The 23,913-nt window shown below is 48.2% G+C and carries 19 protein-coding genes and 1 pseudogene; 17 read left to right on the top strand and 3 right to left on the bottom strand.

Annotated elements, in window-relative coordinates:
• Positions 1–146: 146 nt before the first annotated feature.
• Together BC792_RS12395 and BC792_RS12400 are read right to left on the bottom strand one after the other, a co-directional pair.
• On the bottom strand, positions 147–572 hold the full coding sequence (locus BC792_RS12395) for a GNAT family N-acetyltransferase (protein ID WP_148909335.1): 426 nt from the start codon (positions 570–572) through the stop codon (positions 147–149).
• Between the two features lie 250 nt (positions 573–822).
• Positions 823–1,245 carry a secondary thiamine-phosphate synthase enzyme YjbQ gene (locus tag BC792_RS12400; RefSeq protein ID WP_148909336.1) on the bottom strand — a complete coding sequence of 141 codons (423 nt, stop codon included), beginning with the start codon at positions 1,243–1,245 and terminating at the stop codon, positions 823–825.
• 157 nt (positions 1,246–1,402) lie between these two features.
• Between BC792_RS12400 and BC792_RS12405 the strand changes: the two genes are divergently transcribed.
• The 5 genes from BC792_RS12405 (at position 1,403) to BC792_RS12425 (ending at position 4,259) form a co-directional block, all read left to right on the top strand.
• Positions 1,403–1,660, top strand: coding sequence for a SemiSWEET transporter (locus BC792_RS12405; protein WP_148909337.1), 258 nt, complete (start codon positions 1,403–1,405; stop codon positions 1,658–1,660).
• Positions 1,661–2,052: 392 nt separating this feature from the next.
• Positions 2,053–2,541 (top strand): glycosyl-4,4'-diaponeurosporenoate acyltransferase CrtO family protein, encoded by a 489-nt coding sequence (locus BC792_RS12410; protein WP_148909338.1) that lies wholly within the window; start codon positions 2,053–2,055, stop codon positions 2,539–2,541.
• 135 nt (positions 2,542–2,676) lie between these two features.
• On the top strand, positions 2,677–3,180 hold the full coding sequence (locus tag BC792_RS12415) for a GNAT family N-acetyltransferase (RefSeq protein WP_170250025.1): 504 nt from the start codon (positions 2,677–2,679) through the stop codon (positions 3,178–3,180).
• Positions 3,181–3,324: 144 nt separating this feature from the next.
• The gene (locus tag BC792_RS12420) at positions 3,325–3,723 is read left to right on the top strand and encodes a cupin domain-containing protein (protein ID WP_246155036.1); all 399 of its coding nucleotides are present in this window, start codon (positions 3,325–3,327) and stop codon (positions 3,721–3,723) included.
• 59 nt (positions 3,724–3,782) lie between these two features.
• Positions 3,783–4,259 (top strand): OsmC family protein, encoded by a 477-nt coding sequence (locus BC792_RS12425; RefSeq protein WP_148909340.1) that lies wholly within the window; start codon positions 3,783–3,785, stop codon positions 4,257–4,259.
• Between the two features lie 51 nt (positions 4,260–4,310).
• On the opposite strand, the gene BC792_RS12430 is transcribed toward BC792_RS12425, so the two are convergent.
• Positions 4,311–4,592, bottom strand: coding sequence for an SDR family NAD(P)-dependent oxidoreductase (locus BC792_RS12430; RefSeq protein ID WP_148909341.1), 282 nt, complete (start codon positions 4,590–4,592; stop codon positions 4,311–4,313).
• Between the two features lie 590 nt (positions 4,593–5,182).
• Between BC792_RS12430 and BC792_RS12435 the strand changes: the two genes are divergently transcribed.
• From BC792_RS12435 to BC792_RS18800, 12 genes and pseudogenes are all read left to right on the top strand, one after another.
• A complete protein-coding gene (locus tag BC792_RS12435) occupies positions 5,183–8,149 on the top strand; it encodes a SusC/RagA family TonB-linked outer membrane protein (RefSeq protein WP_170250026.1) in 2,967 nt (988 codons plus the stop codon).
• Positions 8,150–8,159: 10 nt separating this feature from the next.
• Entirely contained in the window at positions 8,160–9,665 is a 1,506-nt protein-coding gene (locus tag BC792_RS12440; protein ID WP_170250027.1) for a RagB/SusD family nutrient uptake outer membrane protein, read from the top strand.
• Between the two features lie 22 nt (positions 9,666–9,687).
• Positions 9,688–10,785: a fasciclin domain-containing protein gene (locus BC792_RS12445; protein WP_148909343.1), complete on the top strand. Its 1,098-nt coding sequence runs from the start codon at positions 9,688–9,690 to the stop codon at positions 10,783–10,785.
• Positions 10,786–10,817: 32 nt separating this feature from the next.
• Positions 10,818–11,909, top strand: coding sequence for a DUF5007 domain-containing protein (locus tag BC792_RS12450; protein WP_148909344.1), 1,092 nt, complete (start codon positions 10,818–10,820; stop codon positions 11,907–11,909).
• 11 nt (positions 11,910–11,920) lie between these two features.
• On the top strand, positions 11,921–15,061 hold the full coding sequence (locus BC792_RS12455; RefSeq protein ID WP_246155038.1) for a SusC/RagA family TonB-linked outer membrane protein: 3,141 nt from the start codon (positions 11,921–11,923) through the stop codon (positions 15,059–15,061).
• 7 nt (positions 15,062–15,068) lie between these two features.
• Positions 15,069–16,673 carry a RagB/SusD family nutrient uptake outer membrane protein gene (locus BC792_RS12460; RefSeq protein WP_148909346.1) on the top strand — a complete coding sequence of 535 codons (1,605 nt, stop codon included), beginning with the start codon at positions 15,069–15,071 and terminating at the stop codon, positions 16,671–16,673.
• Positions 16,674–16,683: 10 nt separating this feature from the next.
• Positions 16,684–17,418 (top strand): fasciclin domain-containing protein, encoded by a 735-nt coding sequence (locus BC792_RS12465; protein ID WP_170250028.1) that lies wholly within the window; start codon positions 16,684–16,686, stop codon positions 17,416–17,418.
• Positions 17,419–17,423: 5 nt separating this feature from the next.
• On the top strand, positions 17,424–19,037 hold the full coding sequence (locus BC792_RS12470) for a DUF5008 domain-containing protein (RefSeq protein WP_148909348.1): 1,614 nt from the start codon (positions 17,424–17,426) through the stop codon (positions 19,035–19,037).
• Positions 19,038–19,044: 7 nt separating this feature from the next.
• Positions 19,045–20,769, top strand: a complete 1,725-nt coding sequence (locus BC792_RS12475) for a LamG-like jellyroll fold domain-containing protein (RefSeq protein ID WP_148909349.1) — start codon at positions 19,045–19,047, stop codon at positions 20,767–20,769.
• A gap of 12 nt (positions 20,770–20,781) precedes the next feature.
• Positions 20,782–22,155, top strand: coding sequence for a discoidin domain-containing protein (locus BC792_RS12480; RefSeq protein ID WP_148909350.1), 1,374 nt, complete (start codon positions 20,782–20,784; stop codon positions 22,153–22,155).
• A gap of 26 nt (positions 22,156–22,181) precedes the next feature.
• Positions 22,182–23,222 carry a discoidin domain-containing protein gene (locus tag BC792_RS12485; protein ID WP_148909351.1) on the top strand — a complete coding sequence of 347 codons (1,041 nt, stop codon included), beginning with the start codon at positions 22,182–22,184 and terminating at the stop codon, positions 23,220–23,222.
• Positions 23,223–23,785: 563 nt separating this feature from the next.
• Positions 23,786–23,854: pseudogene (locus tag BC792_RS18800) on the top strand (hypothetical protein); the annotation flags it as partial.
• Positions 23,855–23,913: the final 59 nt, after the last annotated feature.

The following is a 23,913-nucleotide window of genomic DNA, read 5'->3' on the forward strand; positions in this document are numbered from 1 at the left end:
AAGCCTACATTAAGATACGAAAAAAGGAGCAGAAAACTGCTGTTTTCCACTCCTTTTTTTAGCCTTTTTTCTAAGGGGACTTTTTCAGTGCCCTTGCTCCCCGCTCCGGATTTTTTATGAACAGACTTGCGTTCTGGCATTCCGCCTTATGTGCGACGTATATAGATGGTACTATCCTTGGTTTTGAAACCGAGACTTTCATACAGCGTCCGGGCGGCAATACGATGGTCTTCCGTGAATAGAAGCACCTCGGTCAGCTGCATGTCCCGAGCGAGCTCGAGCAGCCGTTCGATTAACTTCCTACCGATTCCCTTTCCTCTATATGTGGCGTCGACAACGACGTCTTCTATCCAGCCTTTATGACCGGACACCACTTTATATACCGCCATCGAAGCTATACCTGTCAGCTTCTCATCTTCAAAGCTGCCTACGACGTATACAGGATTATCCTCGTCCAGGACATGACGAAGGTCCTGCTGTTTTTTCGTCGGACTTAGTTGCCGGTATAACTCGCTAACCCGTTCTGCTATGGCCGCATTGATATCTGAACGACCTAAAACCTTTGTTTCCATAAAGTTCTTGGTTTAGGTTTCTCAAAACAAACCGTTATATGCAAATATAACTCATTTGGGGTACAACTAGACTCCTAATTCCGCTTTTCAGCCTTGAACCCCTACAACAAGCGGACTTAGCACCAAGGGTCAAGTACGATGCGACACCGTACATAGCAAAATTGACAAGAGCTGACTGACATCAGTCGTTGCACGCCGGCGAATCTTCCCAATGTGAGTGTTCACAGCATTGATCCAAGTTTCGCGTCCATTATACGCCCCACGCCGTGACAACCAACCGCCTGCTTCCGCCACGGTTCCGATGTTCACAGAGGTAAATCCCCTGCCATGTTCCTAAATTGAACCGTCCATCAGTGATGGGTATGGTGACGGAGCTGCCCAGCAGGGAGCTCTTTAGATGTGCCGGCATATCGTCCGAACCTTCGTAGTCGTGGAGGTAATCCGGATCGTTCTCGGGCACCGCCTTATTGAAAAAGGTTTCGAAATCCAGCCGCACGGTGTGATCTGCGTTTTCGTTAATGGTTAACGAAGCGGACGTATGCTGGATAAAAATCTGACATATTCCCTTTTTTATGGCACCCATCTCCGGTAAGGATCGAACGACTTCCGAGGTTATCAGATGAAAGCCCCGCGACTTCGGCGGCAGCTGAAGTGTTGTCTGAAAAACATGCATAGATCTTCTTTTAGCAAAACAATATAGCATTTTTTACGGTCGGTTCCACGTTCTGTCCCCCAGGCCTAGGCTGTTTTCCACAGCGGAATGCAAAATAAGTATCCCTCACGTGAACGGTACGCGCTTCTGTTTGTTGTATTACAATAAGGTAAAAAATATGGAAACAATAATCGGAATCGCAGCGGGGATATTAACATCTGTTTCGATGGTACCTCAATTAATTAAGGTACTGAAAGAAAAAGAAGTGGAAAATCTTTCCCCGCTGATGGTGGGCATTTTGCTAACCGGCGTGTCGATGTGGGTTGTATACGGTGTGATGCTCGGCGACCTGCCCATAATCGTGTCGAACGCCTTTTCCGTATTCGTGAACGCCACGCTATTGATGTGCTATTTTTTATTCCGGCCGAACACGTAAATAATAGAAGGTACTGCCAACATGGACAGGATCTGCTATTCTGTCGTTTATGCGGTTATTCTGGCAGGCGGTGAAACACGCTTGGCAGCGGAATGTCAAAGCGTCGTCATTAACGCAATCAATCTGCTGCAAAAGCAACCTAATATTGTTAAGAGGTGTTAAAACAGCAGGAAAAGGCGAACGACCGGCATAGAAATTGGTCTGTTTTCAGTACTTCATAATTAGGTTTATAATTGGTTAGTTAGTTTGAAATCCTGAGGTTCCCCGCCTCAGGATTTTTTTATCCATGAAGTAGACAGCTTTGTATTTTTTTGTATTTTTAACGCAGTCCACAACGGACAACATCCCGTCAAACGGCAGGAGACGAATTATTGACAGATCTTTCGAAGGCCATGATTATTCAACAATTTTTCTACAGTATTTCCATAACCTTTGGTTCTTGGCTTTTAGGAGCAGCTGTGAACGTCGTATTACAGAAAGGAGCGTTCTACGAAAAGCTTACGGATCTTCAGTTTATAAAAAGCGACACCATCAACAAAAGAATTGGGCTTGGAGCTTTTAAATGGGTGGTAAAAAACACGTTTTTTAAATACTTCAACCAGAAACTCGTTTTGCGGAACCAAGCTGGATTGCCCGAGCTACATGCGTTACGGACAGAAATGACCTTTTCTGAAATAAGTCATTTAATCGCATTTGGACTCGTCGCGGTGTTCGCGCTAGTGAAGGTTGTCCAGGGCAATTACGCAGCCGGGACGATAATGATGGCCGTGAATATTCTGATGAATCTATATCCTTCATTATTACAACAGGAAAACAAAAAGCGGATAGACAGGCTAGCGCGTTCGCTATCCTTTTACCGGAGAACGCCTGTTGCGCCGTGAGGCAGGCAATCCTGGCACCTACCTGGCGGGAGGCTTCCGTCTTGCCGGAGGAGGTAAATCCCGACAGGTGACGGAAAACACGCCGCCTTTTCACGATTTTTAAAAACAGCGACAATAACTTACATGAACGTTATAATGAACAATCCCGGGCCTGCTTACCGGCGTGCGACGATGGCAGATCTGCCCGCTATGCAGCAGCTGTTTGTCGACAGCATCCTTAGAACGTGCAACAACGATTACGAAGAGGGACAGCTGCTCGCCTGGGTGTCCGGAGTGGAGGATACACGTCGCTGGGAATCTATAATAAACAGCCAGTATGTAATGGTGTGCGAAGTGGACACGGCGCTCCAGGGTTTCTGCACGCTGAAGGACGGCACATATCTCGACATGCTGTTTGTCAGTCCGACGGCACAGAGAGGGGGAATAGCAAGGGCATTATATCTCCACATCGAACTGGAGTCGCGCCGCGCCGGCGCTAAGGAAATCACTGTCGACGCAAGTATTACGGCGCGGCGTTTTTTCGAAAAGATGGGGTTTACTATCCTGCGCGAACAGCTGGTCGAGCGGAAAGGTGTGCACATTAAAAACTATAAAATGTGTAAGCCGTTCGGCGGCGACACAGCCGCTGGACGACGCTAGTCATTCTATCGGCCGGATTTGAAGTTTAGGGCCGCCCTCTGCCCAAACGGCGAAAATCTGTTGCCAGGAGTACACAGCGGTATAGCGGAACGGCGCGCCCTGCCGCAGAAAACTGATGACTTTCCCGAATTATTATGAAAGTCCTTGGAAAAAAAGATTGTCATTGTTATCTTGACGGTATATATCCTTCAGAACCCTTTAGCATACATGACCGTGATAAAAATTGAAGAACAACAGGCCCTTGAAAAACTTAAACGGTCGGGAAAGGAATTTATCCCTTTGCTCGCCATCAACCAACTTGCTGTCGAAATATATAAACCGGCTCTGGTCGATAACCAGCAGCCCCATGACAGGGATGAGTTTTATCTGGTGATATCCGGCCATGGGCGGTTCGAGATGAACGGAGAGACAACATCTTTCAAAGCCGGCGATCTTTTATTCGTCCCGGCCTATGCCGACCATCGGTTTATTGATTTCTCGGCCGACTTCGTCACATGGGTCTTTTTCATTGGACAGGATATGAAAGCAGACGCACCCCGCTAAACGGGCTTCGTTGTTCGAGGTGTGAACAAACTGACAGCACAAATAATTACTTTCGTAACATGAGCAGCGATCATCGTTATCACGTGACAATAACGTGGACAGGGAACAAAGGAAGAGGCACCGAGAGCTATACAAGCTACGACCGAAGCCATGAAATAAGTATTCAGCATAAGGCCGTGATTTCCGGATCATCAGATCCAGCCTTCCGCGGAGATGCTACGAGACACAATCCGGAAGATCTTTTACTCGCTTCCTTATCCTCCTGTCACATGCTGTGGTACTTGCACCTCTGTTCTGCAGCAGGTGTGATCGTCCTCGACTACGTCGACGGGGCTGAGGCAACGATGGTTGAAACTGACGATGGTGGCGGGCGTTTCGTTGAAGCAAACCTAAACCCCGTCGTAACTGTTGCCGATTCATCTATGGTGGAGCGGGCTTATGATCTTCACAAGAAAGCCAATGAGCTTTGTTTTATTGCCAACTCCGTAAACTTTCCAGTCAGACATCAACCGGTCGTGCAGCTGCCTGTACCCTGACGAAAAGCACCATTGCTCTGTGGGATGCGGCGATATTGGTTGTTCTCTCCCCTATATATTCGTTGTCGCCGTCGCATCCGCAAAAGGCATCCTGATCTGATCGAGGCTGGCCAAATTTAGCAGTTGATCAGACACGCTGCTCCCTGCTCTTGTTTCCGGCTTCCGTATACGGTCTACGGCATCCATCCCCCTTCGCCGGTCGCGCACGGCAATAATAACATCCGCGCCGCTTGCATACAGTGCTTTTGCCATTTCGAAACCGATCCCGGTGTTAGCCGTCGTGATGATAGCCGTCTTACCGGATAGATCGGGCGTGTTTTGTCTTGTCCACATAGTTTGTCGTTTTGATAGCGCAAAGTTCTGCAATCGACGTCACCTCTGGTTTGTTATACGGTTCAATTTGTTTAACGGCTGCCAGCCAACCGTCCCCCTGGTCTTTGCAACGGCATTTTTATCGCCAGAAGGCATGCGGTAACAACGTATTTTTCTTTATAATTATTCCAATTAAACAGGCATTCTGCTCATTTTTAAAAAAAATAAAAAAAATTTGCTAAAACGTTTTTATGTATTTATATTAGCCTCATAAACAAAATTATCACTCATTTTTAACAAATAAGTAAAAAATTGGGCGTATAAGATTGCTATTAACCAGAGAAAGTAAACTAATAAAAGACAACAATTTACCGATAGACTTTTGTGTGCAGTAACCAGCGCAAACGTTTTGTTGGAAAAATAGGGAAAGCGTGTTCTTTCGTACTAACCAGACAAATTATTTATTTAATTGAATTTATAAGATTATGAACCAGAATTTGAAATTCCTGACCTATGTTGATACTTAAAAAATGGTGGCATCCTTAATCTGCCCCGAAAATTAAGCTATTTGTTAAATCAGACTATCCATTAAACTTTAAACCTAAATGTATATGAAGGAGAAATTTCCGTATACATGTAATATCGGTGTACTTGTCGTATCCATATTACTCTCACAAATTCAACTTTTTGGGCATAACAGAACGGGAAATCATGTAGGCGCGTTTGTAACAGTTCAAGACACCGTCCCGCAACTTCTGGATTCGGTTTTCGAGCTGAATTTCAAAAATATCCGTCCATCGTCCGTTCACAAGAGCGCGGCAGACATTGCGCTATACGGCTACGCTACCATCCCGCAGTCATTAAAGGGAGAGGCGGCGGGGCTGTACGTAACGGAGCATAGCGGCGAACCCGGAACACCTAACTACATGTTTGTCAGAGGCATATCCACGCCTATTTTCAGTCACAAGGATGTTTACCTTAACCAGCCGTTGGTAGTCCTGGACGGGATCCCCCTGATCAGTCCCCATCCGTTTTCGTATGCTATACAGGCCTACGACATCGATCGGATAGGGCCCGAAAACAACCTACTTAGCAATATAGAGATAGACAATATCGCGTCGATCGAAGTACTGAAAGATCCGGCCACCATAGCCGTCTACGGACCTATGGCAGCAAACGGTGTCATTAAAATAACATCCAAAAAAAGTGCTAAAAACGATAAAAAAAGGATCGGTGTAAACAGTTTCATCGGCATGTCCCAACGACCGCACGTAAACACAATCAACGGTAGCTTCGAAAATCGCTTCCGCCAGCAGTTTTATGATCTGTATACCACAAACGGCCGTTACGATGAGGACGAAAGCTATCCGATTTATCTCAGTGACTCGCTGAACAGCCGGTACTACGGGCCGTCAAACTGGTCGGACAGCTATTACAACAACGGGATGAATTACGGCATCAACGCTGCCATCTCCGGAGGAGGAAGCCGTTCAAATTTCCAGTTTTCCTTAGGCCACCTACAGAATGCCGGAATAGCCGAAGACACAAAATTCCGAAAGTACGGCGCCCGCTTTCAGCTTGATCTACAACCGCTAAAATGGCTCTTTTTTCATACCAGTATTAACGGGACGCGGTTGGCACGGGACCGCAACAAAAACCTAAGAAACAGGTACGCTATGATGTCGTATATACCGGATCTGAGTGCGCCGCTGGCTCCTAATCGTGAGGCTTATGACGCCTACCGCAACGAATACAACAAAAGTTTTGACGACAACTATTCGAACATTCTGGAGGGCAACATGATGGTAAACATACAGTTCTCATCGTTCAAACTCCAGTCTCGATTGATGGTCGACTACAATGAGGGATTTAGGGATCTATTCTATCCCAGCACGCTGATGGAGAACAACAATTTTGCGTCCAATTATTATGGATACAACCAGCGGCTAATCTTCGATAACGTAGCCTCGTTTGATTGGCGGCTTAACAAACACAGCAATCTACAGCTGGACGCCGCCAATATACTTCAGTGGGACCAACATAAGTACAACTACGCTTACGCCTATAAAGGCGTCAATGATTTTATAAAGATCAATCTCCTGGAGTCTGACCCTAATAATGGCAATTACCTAAATCCTACCGCCTTTCCCCGCCAGCTTGTTTTCAAATTTCTCGATAGGACACGGCATAACCTGGTGTCGTTCTACGGCCGGGGCACGTACAATCTGCTCGACAAATACACGGCGAGCGTACTGCTGCGCTATGATGGCTCATCAAACGCGCAGCCCACCAGCAGGTGGCTGTTTACCCCTTCTGTTGCCCTCGGCTGGAACATCAAGAACGAGTTCCTGCAGGATAATCCACTCTACGAAAGCTTCAAAATACGGGCCAGCGCAGGCCGATTGGGTATTCTGAACATCTATGATCATATCGCGCAAGGACCTAACTATACGGCTCAAATCGGTTATACCGGCAATGTAATTGTTCCGGGATACAACGGCATGGCGGCCCTGGTAAGGCCCTATGCAGATGGCTGGATCGGCTACGACATGCCATGGGCGTATACCGATCAGGTCAACGTCGGCCTTGACTTTCAGCTTTCTAAACGGAACATATACTTCTCACTGGACGCTTACGTGAAGCATAACAAAAACCAGGCGCTCACCATGCCTGCCTATGCGGAATACGGCTATGAATACACACTGGAACCGGGCATGGACGTCCGGAATACGGGTGTGGAGTTAGCCTTAGGTGGAGACTTCATAAGCGCAGGGCAGTTCCGTTGGAACTCCGGTATCAATGTCGGGTTCAACAACAACAGGTTGACAGCATTGCCGGGGGGCCGCGAAGAGGTGATCGTCCAAAATCGCATGTTAAAAGTCGGTGAGCGCATCGACGCCTTCTGGATTCTCGAGAACGAAGGCATATATCAATCGGACGCCGACATTCCCGAAGTGGACGGGATAAAAATGAACTATAACGGAACAGCTTTCAAAGCGGGCGATCCAATCTGGAGAGATCAAAACGGCGACAACCGGATCACGGCGCAAGACCGTGTGCTGCGGGGCAATTATATCCCGAAAGTGGCAGGTTCCTGGCAGCACAACTTCTTCTATAGAAATTTCGACCTCAAGCTGAACTTCTATTTCAACCTGGGTCGGGAGATCATCAACCAGGAAATGTCGAGACGGTTCGACTTCATCAACAACGAGAACTCCGGTAATATCAACGCGGTAAAAGAAATAACCTATTGGGAAAAACGCGGCGATTACGCAAAGTACCCGCTATATAATCCATGGAGCACCGTGAATGCCTATCAGGCAAACCAGGATCTCTTTCTGGAAAACGGATCGTTTTTAAAGCTGAGACAGGTATCACTGGGTTATGATTTCTCCAATATACTGGCATCGTCTCTGGATGGAGGCAAACTCTACGCATACGTAACGGCCAACAACCTCTTCACGGTTTCCAACTATTCCGGCCGTGATCCGGAAATTGCCAACTACCTCGGATATGATGAAGGATATAATATGCTAATTCCCAGAACATTTTTAATGGGTTTCAAACTAAACTTTTAATAGCTGCCATATGAAAAAGATATTATACGTTTTTGTTCTTTTCTCGCTTTCTCTCGTTGGCTGCAGCAAGATGTTGGACATTGATTCCACGAGAGTGGTCTCTGAAGAGCATATGTGGGAGAAAATGGAGGACACACGCGCTGCCTTATTGGGCGTATACGCATTAACTAAATCGGCCCTCGTCGACCGGAACGCCTTTTGGGTTTATGGTGAAGTGCGGTCGGGCGAGTATTCCGTTCCCGTACGAAGAGATTTAATGGCTATTGCAGCTAATCAGCTGACCGCTAATGACGAAACCCTGGAAGCCCTCCGTAACTGGCGCCGGTGGTATGCTGTGATTAACGCAGCTAACGTATTTATAGAAAGGGCGCCCGAAGTGCTTGTTAAAGACGACCGGTACAACGAGGCCAATCTCAGGGTTGACGTGGCGCAGGCACGGCTCTTAAGGGCGTTCGCCTACTTTTACATGACCAGAATATGGGGAGATGTGCCCCTTATAACGGCTTCTTCCGAAAGCACTTTCGCGGCTAAACCGCGGGAAGAGCAAGAGAAGATTATGGCCTGGGTTGAGCAGGAACTGCTCGCTGCCATCCCCGACCTGCCACTACGGTATAGTGTAAACGAGCCCGAGCAGCTGGGGAACTATTATAACGAGGCCCCCTCCCGCTGGGATGGGGCGCTTGCGACAAAGATTGCTGCTTACGCTGTTCTTGCCCATCTTGCGGCCTGGCAGGAAAATTATCCCGATGTAGCGGCTTATACTGCTTACATCATGGATAACTATGGGCGGGCCAATATAAGTTACGTAGCGACAAATAGCCTCACATCGCCCAACGGCTTCTTCTTTGATAAGCATAGCAGCCAGATGTTTTCCTTTCCGGGCGTATGGGCACATCTTGAAGGAGCATTCACAGGGCATATTGAAGAGCTGACCTTGGCGGCTCCGGTCGTCAATAAGAGCGCACCCGACATCTATCTAAACAAGGAAAGGATCATCAACATCTTTAACGAGCCGAAAGATCAACGCTTTAGCATTGACACGCTGGGAAACCCGCTAAATGAAGGCTACTTCCGCAACTTCAACGGACGATATCCGATATTCAGTAAGATCAAATGTATACAGGGGGGAAACACCGATCCTTATTTTCAGATTTTCTCAAGCGCGCTTGTTTTTTCACGTCTCGAAGATATTACGCTGTTACGCGCAGAGGCACTCGCCGTACTAGGTGAAGAAGCCGGTGCAACAGATCTGCTAAACAGAATCCGTGAGAACAGGGGGCTTATAGACTATTCGCGCGAGACGAACGGTGATCTGGTGGATGCTATTTTCAGGGAACGCCATCGGGAGCTTATGGGCGAAGGACACCGCTGGTACGACCTGGTTCGCTATCATAAGATCAAAAACAACGATCCCACATTTGTGCGGTTGATCCGCGAGGGGGGCATATACTGGCCGATATCGGAACTGGTGCTGCAAAACAACAACCTCCTGGAACAGAACAACTATTGGAAATAACCTATTTAAAGCAAGTACGAAGATGAAACTCCGAATAATATTTATTTTATGCTGCTTTTTAGCACTCTCGTGCAGCAAAGATGGTGGCTACTACAAACACGAGCTAGACAAACCGCGCTTTGATGGCAGTGTCTATGCCTACCTAAAAAGCAAACCGGGTGTCTATGATTCACTGATAAAGGTAATTGACCGCGTGGGCTTAGAGGGCATCATGTCGGATAGCAACATTACGGTGTTTGCTCCCACTAACGAAAGCTTCAGACTGGCTATCGAAAACCTGAACAATATCCGTCGCCGTGCAGGGCAGGCCACCGAATTTTTGGCCAACGTAGAATACGAACATCTGGACACGATGATGTCGCAGTATATTATACGCGGCCGCTATGCCGGCGACTCACTAACAAACCAGGACGGCTCATTTATATATGACTTCCGCCACGGCTACCGCATGCATGGCAAGCTAACGCAATCGTATTCTTCCGGATATATAGGGGGTGGCCCATCAGTCATTGAATTCAGCGATACAAAAAACAGTCCGTTCCTCCGAAATTGGGTAACAACCAGCACCGCATCAATCAACATCGAAGCGGATAACGGCATTGTGCATGTGCTCGCGCCAGATCATGTCTTCGGATTTAACGACTTTGTGAAGAGACTGACCTTTATTCCTCCTCCACCGAACTTGTTTTTCACCGTGGGCGGTACGTTTACAGCGTCTCATGAACATAGCGGCGGCCCGAATGCCGTAGAAGCTTCCAAATATGTATTTGACGGTAACCCACAGACCAAGTTCCTTCTAGGCTTCCCCAACTCATTATGGTTGCAGGCCGAGCTAAACGAGCCTTCCGTTGCGAACGCCTATACGCTGACATCAGCCAATGATGCGCAGGAAAGGGACCCAATAGACTGGAGGCTGGAAGGTTCGCATGATGGAACAAACTGGACACAGCTTGACTCGAGATCATCAGAAGAGTTTGTCGACCGGTTCATGCAACGTGTGTTTAGATTCCGTAACACGACGGCATACACCTTCTACAGACTGACAATCACGAGGATACGTAGCGGATCAACCTTTCAGTTGGCTGATTGGTCCGTAAACTACGAAGAGCTAGAACGTTAACAAGTATAATAGAAACTTAAGGATAACCCAACATGATGAGTTATATTAAATATAAAGTTCAGGGAAGTATGGCAGCACTGTCGCTCCTCACTTTATTCTCCTGTGACAACATGTATAATTTGCCAACTGATCAAGATTTTATCAGTGAGAATTTAACATATAATACAAAAGTTTTAGAACCAATCCTAGGGCGGACGACTGTGTTCACGCCGCTGAACGTAGACAACTCTACGCTCCCGCTTCAATTCGAGATTGTAAACGCCCGTTTTGGCGATGGTACGCCGGCGACCGACTTTCTGGAAAACGCCGAAACCTATGAATGGATCGATGAATACGACGGCAGAGAGACCTCCCTTCAGGAGATAGAAAGCAAACGCCGGCTGGTCAGTAAACCCATGTTTGAGGTGGATTCGGGCGGACGGTTTATCTTACATGCTTCGGCTACGAGCGATCGTATCCTGCCCAGACCTACAGACTCGGTACTGAAAACGCAGGACATCCGCTTTTTCGATCTGAAGCTGAGCAATTCGGGAGGGGTACGGTACGTGAAAGATTTCCAGCTTATCCCCTGGCGCGAAATGGACTACGATCCGACAGACCTGAACCCGTACACGGGAGAGATTGCACCGGATCCCGCTAATCCGAAGGACCCCAGAAAAAGAGCTTATATTTTGCCCAGCATAATGGTTGGTCTCGTCGGAGATAGCACAGATGTTAATCTAATAAATAACGATCAGAAGAAAGATCTCGTGGTTTACATCCGGCAATTTCAAGGAGGAAACGGACACAAACTGCGTTTCAAGTTTCTGGATAAAAAAGGGAACCCCATCAATCCGGCGGAATTTAACGAGACAAGATGGGATAACCTGGTACACGGGTTTAATCGGGAAACCACGTCCGAATATGTACAATATGATGTGGCTTATCCCATCCCGCTCACTTCTTTCAATACCGTCTATACAATGGGGGGCCGTGCACGTGCTCTGTTTAGTTATTCCCGTATGGGTTGGGGAGGCGTACGTCAGCTGGCCACCTTTGGGCTTGACTTCAGAATATTTAAGAAAGGCGATTGGGAAATTGTTTTCCACTTCCAGAACGACAATCCAAAATTTGATAACGACTAATGTGGCTCTCTATGAAAAATAAAATTATATATAGCGTACTGTTGCTTTGGATAGGTTTCTCTTTCCACGCTACAGCACAAACTTTACGGGGCAGGGTACTGGATACTGACGGTAAAGGGCTGGGAGGTGTCACGGTAATCAATACGTCGACAGGCCGGGCACTCGTGGCTACCGAACCCAATGGATCTTTTTCTGTATCTATTACCAGCAACACGACATTGCTCTTTAAGCTGGTAGGGTATACCGACAAACGTGTTAACGTACAGCGTGGCCAGACAAGCCTTACCGTTACGTTGGCTGCCTCAGACCAAGGTATTGAAGAAGTCGTCGTAACCCGTGGCTACGCGAAGCGGCCCAAAGAGACCTCGACAGGGGCTTCGAATATCTTAACGGCAGACGACATCCGCGACGTACCGGGACCGTTGGAATCGTTGCTGCAGGGAAAGGTGCCCGGCATGAACATCCAAGTAAACACCGGTGCTCCCGGATACCGGGGAACCACACAGATCAGGGGACTTTCTACACTGACCATCACAGGATCAGGAAGCGAGTCTATCCTGATGCCGACATCACCTCTGTATGTGATCGATGGTGTTCCGCTCGACGCCGACCGCGCGTCCGAAATGGGGCTGCAGCAACAAGGCCCCGGTATCAGTCCGTTGTCCATGATCCCTCCGGAAGATGTAGAAAGCATCGAAATACTCAAAGACGCACAGGCAACCTCATTGTACGGTTCGCTTGCTGCCTACGGGGTGATCATTATCAATACCAAAAGAGGAAACTCGGAAATACCGCGCATCAATTATACCAACAATACGTTTATCAAGACGCCGCCCAAACTAAGAGAAACGCTGGGCGGAAACCTGGAAAGAAGACTGAAACTACAGCAGATCTACGGCAATGCGCTGACCCAGGAAGATATCGACAGAATACAGCGTACGCCGCACCTGTCGGATAGCTTGAACGCGTACTTTAACAATTCCACAAACTGGCAGGACCTGTATTTTCAGACAACATTGAACCAGAGCCACAACCTTAGCGTAGACGGCGGTAACAGAATACTCTCGTATAAAGCCAATATCGGTTACTACACCGAGACCGGCATTATACGGAATACGGGCTTTGACCGCTACTCTACCAACCTGCGCATGGATTACAGTCCGGACAGCAAGATACGCTTTACCGGACAGGTCTTCGCACAGCTAGGCAAAGTAAATAAAGGTGATGGTACGGGGATCCTACAAACAGGCGTGGCCAGAGGAGGGCTCTCTTCTACCCTATTACCGCCGCCATCCTTCTATCTGGCATCGTCGGACTATATCTCGTCGATTAGTACGAAAAACACGAATAACGTCCGGGTAATACGTCCTTATATTGAGGGATCATACGAGATCTTAACGGGGCTACGTCTGACGTCGGCATTAAGCTACGAATTTTCGTCCAGCACGGAGGACACGTTCACGCCGGCCGCCGCCAGCAACCAGTTCTCAAAAGTATACTCCTTTGCCGGACGCGAGACGCAGCTTTACAGCCGGAGCTCCCTCAATTACATGAAGTCGTTCAACGAGGAACATAACATCTTCATCAACTTGTTTAACGAGGTCAGAAACGTCACGCGACAAAACTCGGTCATCCACCAGCACCGCACGCCAAACGATATTTTTCAGGGCCCCCTGGGCTTTGATGGATATTTCTCGCGCGGCGGTGGTCTATTGAATAACTTTAAAGACGAGCGGGCCGTGTCTTTCGCTTTGTCGACTTCCTACGACTTTAAACGAACATATGTGGTGGATCTATCTTATCGGATGGATGGCTCCTCGGGCAACGGTTTCGGTAACCTATACACGCGGAACCCAGCTATTGGTTTCCGTTGGAATGCCCACCACGAAGAGTGGATCAAGGAAAGGGCGCCTTGGTTGAATCTAGGCTCCGTACGTGCCAGCTGGGGAATAAACGTGATGCCGAACAGCACACTGGAACGTGTCTACGGACGCTATAATATCTGGGGGAACTATAATCAGCAACAGGGTATCGGAATAGATTTCGGTCAGATTCCTAACCCGAACCTGAAGCCGACGACCTCTTCGCAGTATAACCTGGGGATCGATCTCGCGTTGTTCAATAACAAGGTGGATCTTGTCTACGACACGTACTACAAGAAAGTAGACAATCTCCTGTTCGATCAATTCCTGAACAGCTCGGTAGGTTTCCATGTATTGGCCTCCAACGATGCGGCCATAGCAAACTATGGACATGAGCTTGCGTTGAACATCCGCCCGATAAATAGAGGCGACTTCAACTGGACATTCTCAATAAACGGAGCCCTGAATAGGGACGTACTGCTAAAGCTCCCGGCCCATTATGGTGGACAATTTATCCGGTGGGACGGGGACAACAACGGACAGCATGTGGTATTCCGCGTCGGAACATCGACACTGTCTAACTATCTGCTTCTGAACGAAGGGGTCTATAGCCGCGACGAGGACGTGCCGATTGACCCCGCTACAGGTTTACGGTATCGGGCCAGCAGCGGCGTATTTTTCGAGGCCGGCGACCCCATCTGGGCCGACCGAAACGGCGACTACATCCTGGACGACCGCGACTATGCGCGAACAGGGAACTCCCAACCGCTTATTACCGGAGGTATGCAGAACACGTTCAACTACAAAAACATTCAGCTGAGCATCTATGCCTCCTTCACGGCGAAAAGGACAATTTTAAACAACGCGCTTGCAGAACGTATGGCCTTAATGGCTAACCCATTTGGCCAAGGGGGCGACAACAAGGTGGTTGTTCCACTAGATGGCTATGATATGTGGCGTCAGCCCGGCGACGTTGCCAAGTATCCGTATGCCTACGCCTACACGCGGAGCAATACCATACAGCCGTTCCGATACGATCAGACGCTCTGGGAAGAAAATGGAACGTATTTCAAGATCAACAACATCATTCTGGCGTACAATTTCAACCGCAGCTTCTTAAGCAGGTACGGCCTACAACGTCTGCGCGTCTACGGCTCGCTCGACAACGTGGTCACGTTCTCGGAGTATAGCGGTCCGAACCCTGAAAACGTGACGAGCATGGGCCGCGACCTTTCCAATGGATATCCGGTACCGAGGACATATAATTTAGGTTTAAATCTTTCATTTTAATCAAGTCATGGAGCAAAAGCATCACATACAAACCTATAAACTAGTCAGAACGCTGCTGATTACTGCCCTCCTATTAACAGGCACGGGCTGCCAAAAATATCTAACTATCGATCCGATAGACCGCCTGACGGGGAACAATTTTTACCTATCAAAGGCCGACGTCGAATCTAATTTAGCTTTTATCTACTCTAGGTTTTTCCAGAAGATTCAGGAAAGCTGGGTAATGGGAGCCATCGGCGAAGCAAGATCAGGGGAGATTTTTCCGTCTCCACAGTCGGGCGATGCCCGTACGCGGCCGATAGATCCAGACGAACGACAAGTAGTCCAGGTGCTGGGCCGTAACAACCTGCTCGACGCCATCTACAATCCCCGATTCTTAGACTATAAATTCGAAAACATCACTCGCTGGGATGGCTACTACCAGGTCATTCAAAGCGTCAATATTCTGCTTTCGAAGCTTGAGGAAGGTATTCCCGGCGTGAGCGGAGCAGACAAAGACCGGTATGTAGCGGAAGCAAAATTCATCCGTAGCTTTACCTATTTTTGGATGGTACGGTTATACGGCGATGTGGTGTATTACACAGAACCGTATTTTTCCTCCTCTCTGCCACGGGAAGATATGGTGTCTGTATTAAACAAGTGTATTGCAGACTTGGAACCGGAGAAAGACAAGATCGTCTGGACGTTGACCGACCCGGCGCAACGCGGCGCGCGTCCAGCGAGAGGAGCCATCGTTGCCCTGCTAATGCATATGAACGCCTGGAACGCATCCTTTGATCGGGCGAACAGCCAAAGCTACCATAATAAAGTGGCCGCACTCGGCAAAGAGCTGATCGATAGCAAAGCCCATCGCCTATACGAAATGACCGAGGAATCCTGGGCTCAGGTGGCCAAAGGAAGAACGGAAGAATCCTTATTCGAATTTTATCGGAGTGTAAACTATGGCGATGTTACCCTATTTCCGGAGACGTGGGACAACTTCGATGTAAGAAACCATTACCAGTTTTGGAGTCATTTTTTACGGTGGCCCTATCTTTTTCCGCGTCATGATAAGTCTATCAGCCCTTGTTACTTTATCTCGGATTATATGAACAAAATCTATCCCGAGGGCGATGCCGATAGGCGGCGTGACTTGTGGATCGAAGATATTACGGCGGATAACGGTCAATTTGTATTGAAAAAGTTTGCAACAAACGTGTATACTTCCGGCAACGAACAAGGGTATCCAGACAATTCCATTATCATCTTCCGATACTCGGACGCCATCTTGCTGTACGCCGAGTCCCTCGCAGAGTTAGATCGAACAACGGAGGCTATAACGGCTTTGAATATGGTCCGCCGCCGGGCGCACGCCACACCATATTCCGGAGATGGCGGCGGCCCGCTTAAGAATTTCATTTTCTCCGAAAGATGCCGTGAGCTTATCGGTGAAGCGCATCGCTACTTCGACCTGATACGTACGCGGAGGATTATGAATTCAGAGTGGACCAGAACCCCTATGAATATCGATCAATATAACCGGCGAGCCTGGACATGGCCTTTGCACGAAAGTGCGCGGATTTATAATCCACAGATTGTATTAAATGAGTACTGGACTACAATAGGGAGATAATATGAAAGTGATGACAAAATCGACACTAAGGAGCGCGGCGCTACTATTAATGGCGGCCCTTTGCCTTTGGTCTTGTGCCAAGGACGACTACTATACCGACGGGGGACGGGCACAGGCCGAGTTTGACGGTTCTATTATGGATTACCTGGATTCCAAACCAAGAGAGTTCGATACCATCGCGCAAATTGTGCGGCTGGCGGGGCTGGAGGATAAGTTCAAAAACGAGGAATTCACATTTTTTGCACCACGCGACGAAGATATCAAAAGCCTGATTGGTTCGTTGACAGTAGGTGGCTTGAATAGGCAACTCTACCTTTTAGGATTGGATACCGTACAAGTATTGAGCGACGTAGATCCTGCCATCTGGAACTTCTATCTGCACCGGCATATATTTAACGGGAAAAATAAACTAGCCGACTACCCGCAGGTAGATTATGGTCTCATGAACGTTTACGGAGGGCAGAACTATTACTCGCAAGGAGACGGCATCTTTAATATCGGTGTGGTATACCACGATGCCGTGAGCTCCGACGGCACCTCGGTATTACGGTATATGGGTTACAGACAGCTGCACATAGGTTACATCGCTGACCTCGCCACCCCGAATACATTCAATGCGGTGCCGGTTGCTTCTTCCGACATTCAGCCCCGCAACGGCGTTGTACATGTGCTGGATTATACACAAGGGGTCTTTGGATTCCGCGATGGAGATATACAGACAGATATTATTCAAAGTAAAAGGTAAAACCGATGAAAACAACTACAACATATAAGCTCCTGGTGCTATTCTTGTGCGTCCTGATAGCAGGATGCGCGAAAGAAGCGACGTTTTTCTCTGAGCCATACGAAGAAGGCCGGCCTCCCCTGCCGGTGACGTATGACAGGTCGCAGACGCTATCTCCTGCCAGTGGCGGGGTCGGTACCGTCGTCAAGGCAAAAATCGTAGGACTTGCTGAATTCCGGGACAAAGCTGTTTTTAAATTTAACGGTCAAGACGCCGAAATTATCAATATATCCGGCGACCAAGTAGAAGTACGCGTCCCACCCTATGCCAGTACAGGCGTCACCTCGGTGACCATTGACGATATTATCGTCTTCGGGCCCGAGTTTGAGGTCGAAGGAAAGATAAAAATCGACCCGACCTGGGAAGCGAGGCAAGGGACAAACAACTACGTTAATGACCGCTTTGTGATGCCCGACGGTAAAGTAATATACGTTGGTAACTTTACCGATTACAACCGCAGGGGGCTCGTCCGTCCGATCAACCGGCTGGTGCGGACGTACGCCAACGGCGTATACGATGTGAGCTGGAGAACCGGAACGGGAGCCAATGGATCGGTAAACAGTATCGTCCAGATTAACGACCGCTACTATATAGCAGGTGCTTTTTCGGGCTATAATCAGAAAAACGAGAACATTTCCAACATCACTAGTCTACATCTAACCGGTGGATTGGATTCGGTAGGTGTAAAACCCTTTAGGAGACCCGATCAGTCGGACACCACCAAATATGTACCGCGGTTCAACGGCGGGTTTAACGCTGCTGTTGCGAAGCTATATGCGCAAGGCGACAAGCTGATCGCTGCAGGTAACTTCAGGTACTATGTAAGCCGGAGATATGACCAGCCTAACGAGCGGGAAACACGGGATACCACCATTGTCGATAGTATCGAAATACGGCAGATCGCCCGTTTAAATCTCGATGGCTCCCTGGACAAAAGCTTCCGATTTAATGGCAATACCCCTTTGCCGGGCGGAAACGGTAATATCGCTACCTTGCGGCATGAATCGGGCCCTCTACAGGGCAAAATATTGGTCTACGGTAGCTTTACACGGTTCGACAACAGACCCACGGGTTACGTTACGAGGTTAAACGCAGACGGCACCGTCGACGAGACATTCAATCCGGGAGGTACCGGCGCCGACTTTGTTATTGCCAATGCTACATTCAACGAACAAACGCAGAAATATGTGCTGGTCGGCCAGTTTAGGTCGTATAACGGCCAGCCCGCAGCAAATGTTGCGTTGCTGAATGCCGACGGCACATTAGACGAGAACTTCCGGGCGAGGGCATTTGTAGGAGGATTCCCGAACTATGCCAAGCAGCTCAGCGACGGCCTGATCGTCGTGTCGGGGACCTTCATGACTTATGATGGCGTTACACGGAATCGTTTTATGATACTGAATCCCAACGGCGCCCTGGCAGATCCGGCCTTTAACGCTACCGGCCAGTTCTCGGGCACCCTATTCCACGTCGTGGAGACCACTTCTGAGGACGGAAAACGGGCCTTATTGCTGATGGGTAGCTTCTCTAAATTTAATAATGAAGACGTTTCTAACCTGATTAGAGTGACTATTGAATAATAAAGCCATGAAAAAGATTAATTTAAATACACTCAAACACCTGCTCATGTCGTTCTTGGTGCTGAGCCTCTTCAGCGACTGTAAAGAAGACTTTAGCAAAGTGATTCCCGTGTCGGAAGATGAAGAAATTGACGTCGCCTACGGCGCCAGAAAAGTTTTGCTGCTTGTCGTGGATGGGGCGCGCGGACAGTCTGTGCGGGACTCTAAATCGCCCACCATAAGCGGATTGTTGCCCAATGCAATACATACGTGGGTTGGGCTTAGTGAGGAAAATGCACAGGGTATCGCTGCCAACTGGACGGGCATCTTTACAGGGGTAGGAATCGCTAAACACGGCGTCGTCGATAACGATTTCTCAACGAACAAACTCGACATATACCCGTCGGTTTTCGAAAGAATTGTCGATTTCGATCCGGGGGCAAAAATAGAACTTATCAGTGCAAACCAGCAGTTTATCGACCATTATGGAGAGCGCGCGACAACAAGACTGGCAAGCAGCGACGAAGATGTCAAAAACAAGGTTATAGCCAGTCTAGGCGCGGAAGATCAAACCCTAATAACCGCTCATTTTGAGGACGTACAGCGGGCCGGGCTGGAAAGTGGGTTTGATATCTCCTTTAGTAAATATAAGGAAGCCATAGACGGCTTCGATAGCCGTGTCGGCGAAATCTTAGCAGCACTCGAAAAACGGGAAAAATACCAGCGGGAAGACTGGTTGGTCATCATCACATCGAGTCAGGGCGGATATTTCGAAATTCCGCAGGAGGAAAACGACAATACCGTGTTTAGTAATCCTTCTGTAAACACGTTCACGATCATGTATTCGCCGCGGTACAATTCTAAATTCATCGGTAAGCCCTACATCGGCAATAGGCTATCCGGCGAGTTTATGCGTTTCAATGACGTTAAGTATGCCGAACTGCAGAGCGAGAACGATTTATTCGACCTGGGTGACGGCGACTTCACCATAGAGATAAAAATCAAAAAGAATAGAGGCCCCAACAACAACTATCGGTTTAGCCATCCCTCCATCATCGGCAAGCGGGAGACATGGCAGGGAGGATGGGACAGAGAACAGATGTTCGGGTGGGTGATCCATCTCTCGGACGACTTCTGGGTGTTTAATGGGCGGGGCGACAAGGGGTATGGCGAGGTTAAATCCGATCAAAACCAACGCTTAAACAACGCAACCTGGAATACCATAACACTTGTCGGTGTACGTCGGGATGGCGAGCGGTTTGTCCGGCTGTATACCAATGGGGTATTCAACCGCGAGGGTAACATTACCGGATGGGGTAACCTGGACACCAGGTGGCCGCTGCGAATCGGCTTCTTGCCCACGCGGGAAAATTGGCGATCAGACGCCTACTTAGCCGATGTTAAGATCTGGAAGACGGCAATGCCGGACGATATGGTCAGACAGTACAGCTGCGACATTGGTGTCGATCCGAACCATCCTTATTATAACTACCTGGCCGGTTACTGGCCCATTATGGGGACAAATACAGAAGGAATGATCTTCGACGAAGGGCCTTACGGCGCCCACCTAAAATTGGGGGATCCCGCCTATCCTACCACCATGCTCAACGATTTCATTTGCTCACCCTCTACAGAACAGCTTGGACTGCTCGTTCCACGTACATACGATGTTTCCGCGCAAATCATCAGCTGGTTGAAGGTGCCCCGTCAACTTAGTTGGCAAATGGATGGTCGGGTTTGGTTAGACAAATAAATCTATAAGACTATGAAGACAGTAAAAAATATCGGCTTTATCATAACGCTACTCTGCGCCTTTGCTGCGTGTCGGGAAACGGCGCTGGAAGACTTTAGACCCGTGGAAACATCGGCCGTGCAGGTCTCAGCGGGCACCACTATAAAAAATGTAACAAAAACCAACGAGTCGCTGACGGTTACCGTAGGACTAACATTGAGCGGCCACGCTTCGAAAGCCTTCGAAGTGGGGCTGCGTGTCAACCAGGACACCGTGTTAAAGCAGCTGGAGGCGGGAACACTAAAAGACGTCTCCGCGGTATCGGCTGCAGCTGTACAGATCGATAACGTGGCGAAAGTAAGCTATGGGTCCGATGTTGCAGAGTTCCGTATAGCGATCACACGGACGGAAGTCGAGCGGCACTTTGGCAAAAAAATAGCGATTGGCTATTCGCTCAATGACGCCAGCAAGGAAAATAATATTGACGAGAAAAACAGTGTTGGTATTATTATCCTTAACACGGCAGAGCTGTTAACGGTGGAGGATATTCATTATCTTTCCTTCCAAACCGGCGGAGATATTGTAACCGCGCGCGACCGACAAAACTATAACAGCTCTTCGGGCGGTATTTCCATCCCGTTAACCGTCAATTTGGCCAGCTTTCCGGGAAACGCTTTTTCTATCGACATTGTCACCGATCTGGACACAGTACAGCGCATGGTTACGGCCGGAACGCTGCCCCCGAATACGGTAGCGCTGCCGGAGGACCGGTTCACAGTGGATGACAAACTCAGTTTCCGGAGCAACGCAAGCCAGGCAACATTTGCCGTGGATGTCCCTTGGTCTACAATCAATGAAAACGAAGGGAAGCTGCTGGCGGTCGTTGTCCGTCTCAGAAACCCAAGCCTGCATATTGTCGACCCGGCCAAAAGCTTTACCACCATCTTAATCGACTGCGACAACGTGCTCGAGGAGGATGTAACCAACCTCGGCGTCTTCTCCGTTAATAGAGACAACGGCGGAGGGCCTGATGCTGCAGAAGGGTCTAAAAAAATGGTTGATAATAATTTCACGTCGAAGTTCCTCCAACCGGACTTCACGGGAGACCTTGTATGTATGTTGGTGTTCCCCGAACCTCAAAAGATCGGAGCTTATACGCTGACATCGGGGAACGACGCCCAGCAGCGGGATCCAAATGAATGGGAACTACAGGCTTCCAACGATGGCGTAAACTGGACTACGATTGACAGCCGCAGAAATGAAACATTTGCCAACCGGTTAATGACGAGACGGTTTAATATCGCCTACCCTGTCGCTTATACCCACTACAGGCTAAATATCACGTCTATCGTAGGCGGCACGAACCTGTTCCAGATTACCGAATGGAGGATGATTAAAGTACGTTAATTTTCAGACCCTAAAAAGCAACAAATATGACCAGAAATCCTTTATATTTTATGATAGCCCTCCTAATAGCACTGACGTCCTGTTCAGATAAGGAAGACCCTATCATCGACGATGAGCCATTACTGCCGAAGCCCACAGCGTCCTTCACCTATGAGGTAGTCGATCCGAAGGATCCGTTTACTATCAAGTTCACCAACACTTCGACCAACTACGGAGCTACGCGTTGGTCGTTTGATGATGACAGCACGTCGTCTGAGGCCTCTCCTACCCATACGTTTCTCAAAACAGGCAGCTTTGTGGTAAAGCTCGTAACCGTGAACGACGAGGGTTTTTGGGCGCAACGGGAAGAGACGGTGAGGATAGTGCCTTCGGAGTTGATGCAGCTCGTCGCGTCCCCCTCTGCTGACGGTCTCCGTATGAGCTATGAAACGGACGTGAACGTCGCGAAAACGCAATGGTTTATCCGTGAAAACGAACAGACCTCACACCTGGAGTCGGAAGAGCCTGACATGAAATTAGACATACCTGATGGACAGTTTGTAAATGCTTACGTCGTGCTAACCACGCCAAAAGGTTCCGTCATGTCAATGAACATGCTTTTGGCGAGCCTGGGAATAGTGAGAGATCTCACGACACTGGACAATGAGTTTACGGTATCTCATGAAAACGGCGGCGGCAGAGACGCCGGCGAGGGTTCGTCCAAACTGATCGATAATAACATTACCACGAAATGGTTTGTAGGCGGCATAAACGATTCGTATTTCTATTGGCAGTTCGAATACTACCAACCGCAGGTGGTCAACGGCTATTCGATGACTTCAGGAAACGACGCGGACGACCGCGACCCTAGAGATTGGGATATTTTGGGATCCAACGACGGACAAAATTGGACTGTGCTCGATTCAAGAACGAATGAAAACTTTAGTTCGCGCCGGTTGACCAGAATATTCTCGTTTGATAACGCTACGCCTTACACGTTCTATCGCATTCACATCAAAGCAAGGAAGTCCAGCAGTGCGTTCCAGATGTCTGAATTCCGCATGTTGAAACTGCCTACCGCGCAATAAGGCAATAAATTCCGCGGCTATTCCAGCTATATGGCGCTACTACGTTCCATATAGCTGGAATTTTAGCTGTTACGGTAATCACAGCTGATATGTTTAATTACCGGAATCAAACGTTTGGAGGAAATACATCTTTATCCGGTCAAAGTAGGAGTCACATTTATTTCGTACCTCACAATTGTGGTTTCCGTAATCAACTATTTCTTCACCGGCTAAAAAAAATAAAAAGTGGGTTCAAACTTGCCTTTCACGAGCCGGAAAAGCAACTCACGACCACTACAACGCTTACCGTATATAGATATCATGAAAATCTTAAAACACTTTTCTATTTTTCTTACTTTTCTGATTCTCCAGGGATATTCAATCTTTTTAAAAGCGCAGGTAAAGGTCGACTTTAAGAACGAAGAGTTAGAAAGTTCTATCCATGAAATTTTTAATTCTCATCAAGATATTGACTCTATTCGAATACCATTTTTAAATGGCGTCCCTATGTCGGGTAAGATTACAAAGTGAGCGAGGGACTCTTTCGTATCCTCGACGAGGACGGATTGATCGGATTTGCCAATATGAATGGTAAAGTGATTGTTTCCCAAAGATTTACACAAGTAAACTCATTTAGAGATGGAAGGGCCATTTTTTGCCAAGGTTGCAAAGTTGGATCTTACCTTAAGTTCCATGATGAAAATGCACGAGG

Source organism: Sphingobacterium allocomposti, assembly GCF_008124885.1.
GTDB classification, from domain to species: Bacteria; Bacteroidota; Bacteroidia; order Sphingobacteriales; family Sphingobacteriaceae; genus Sphingobacterium; species Sphingobacterium allocomposti.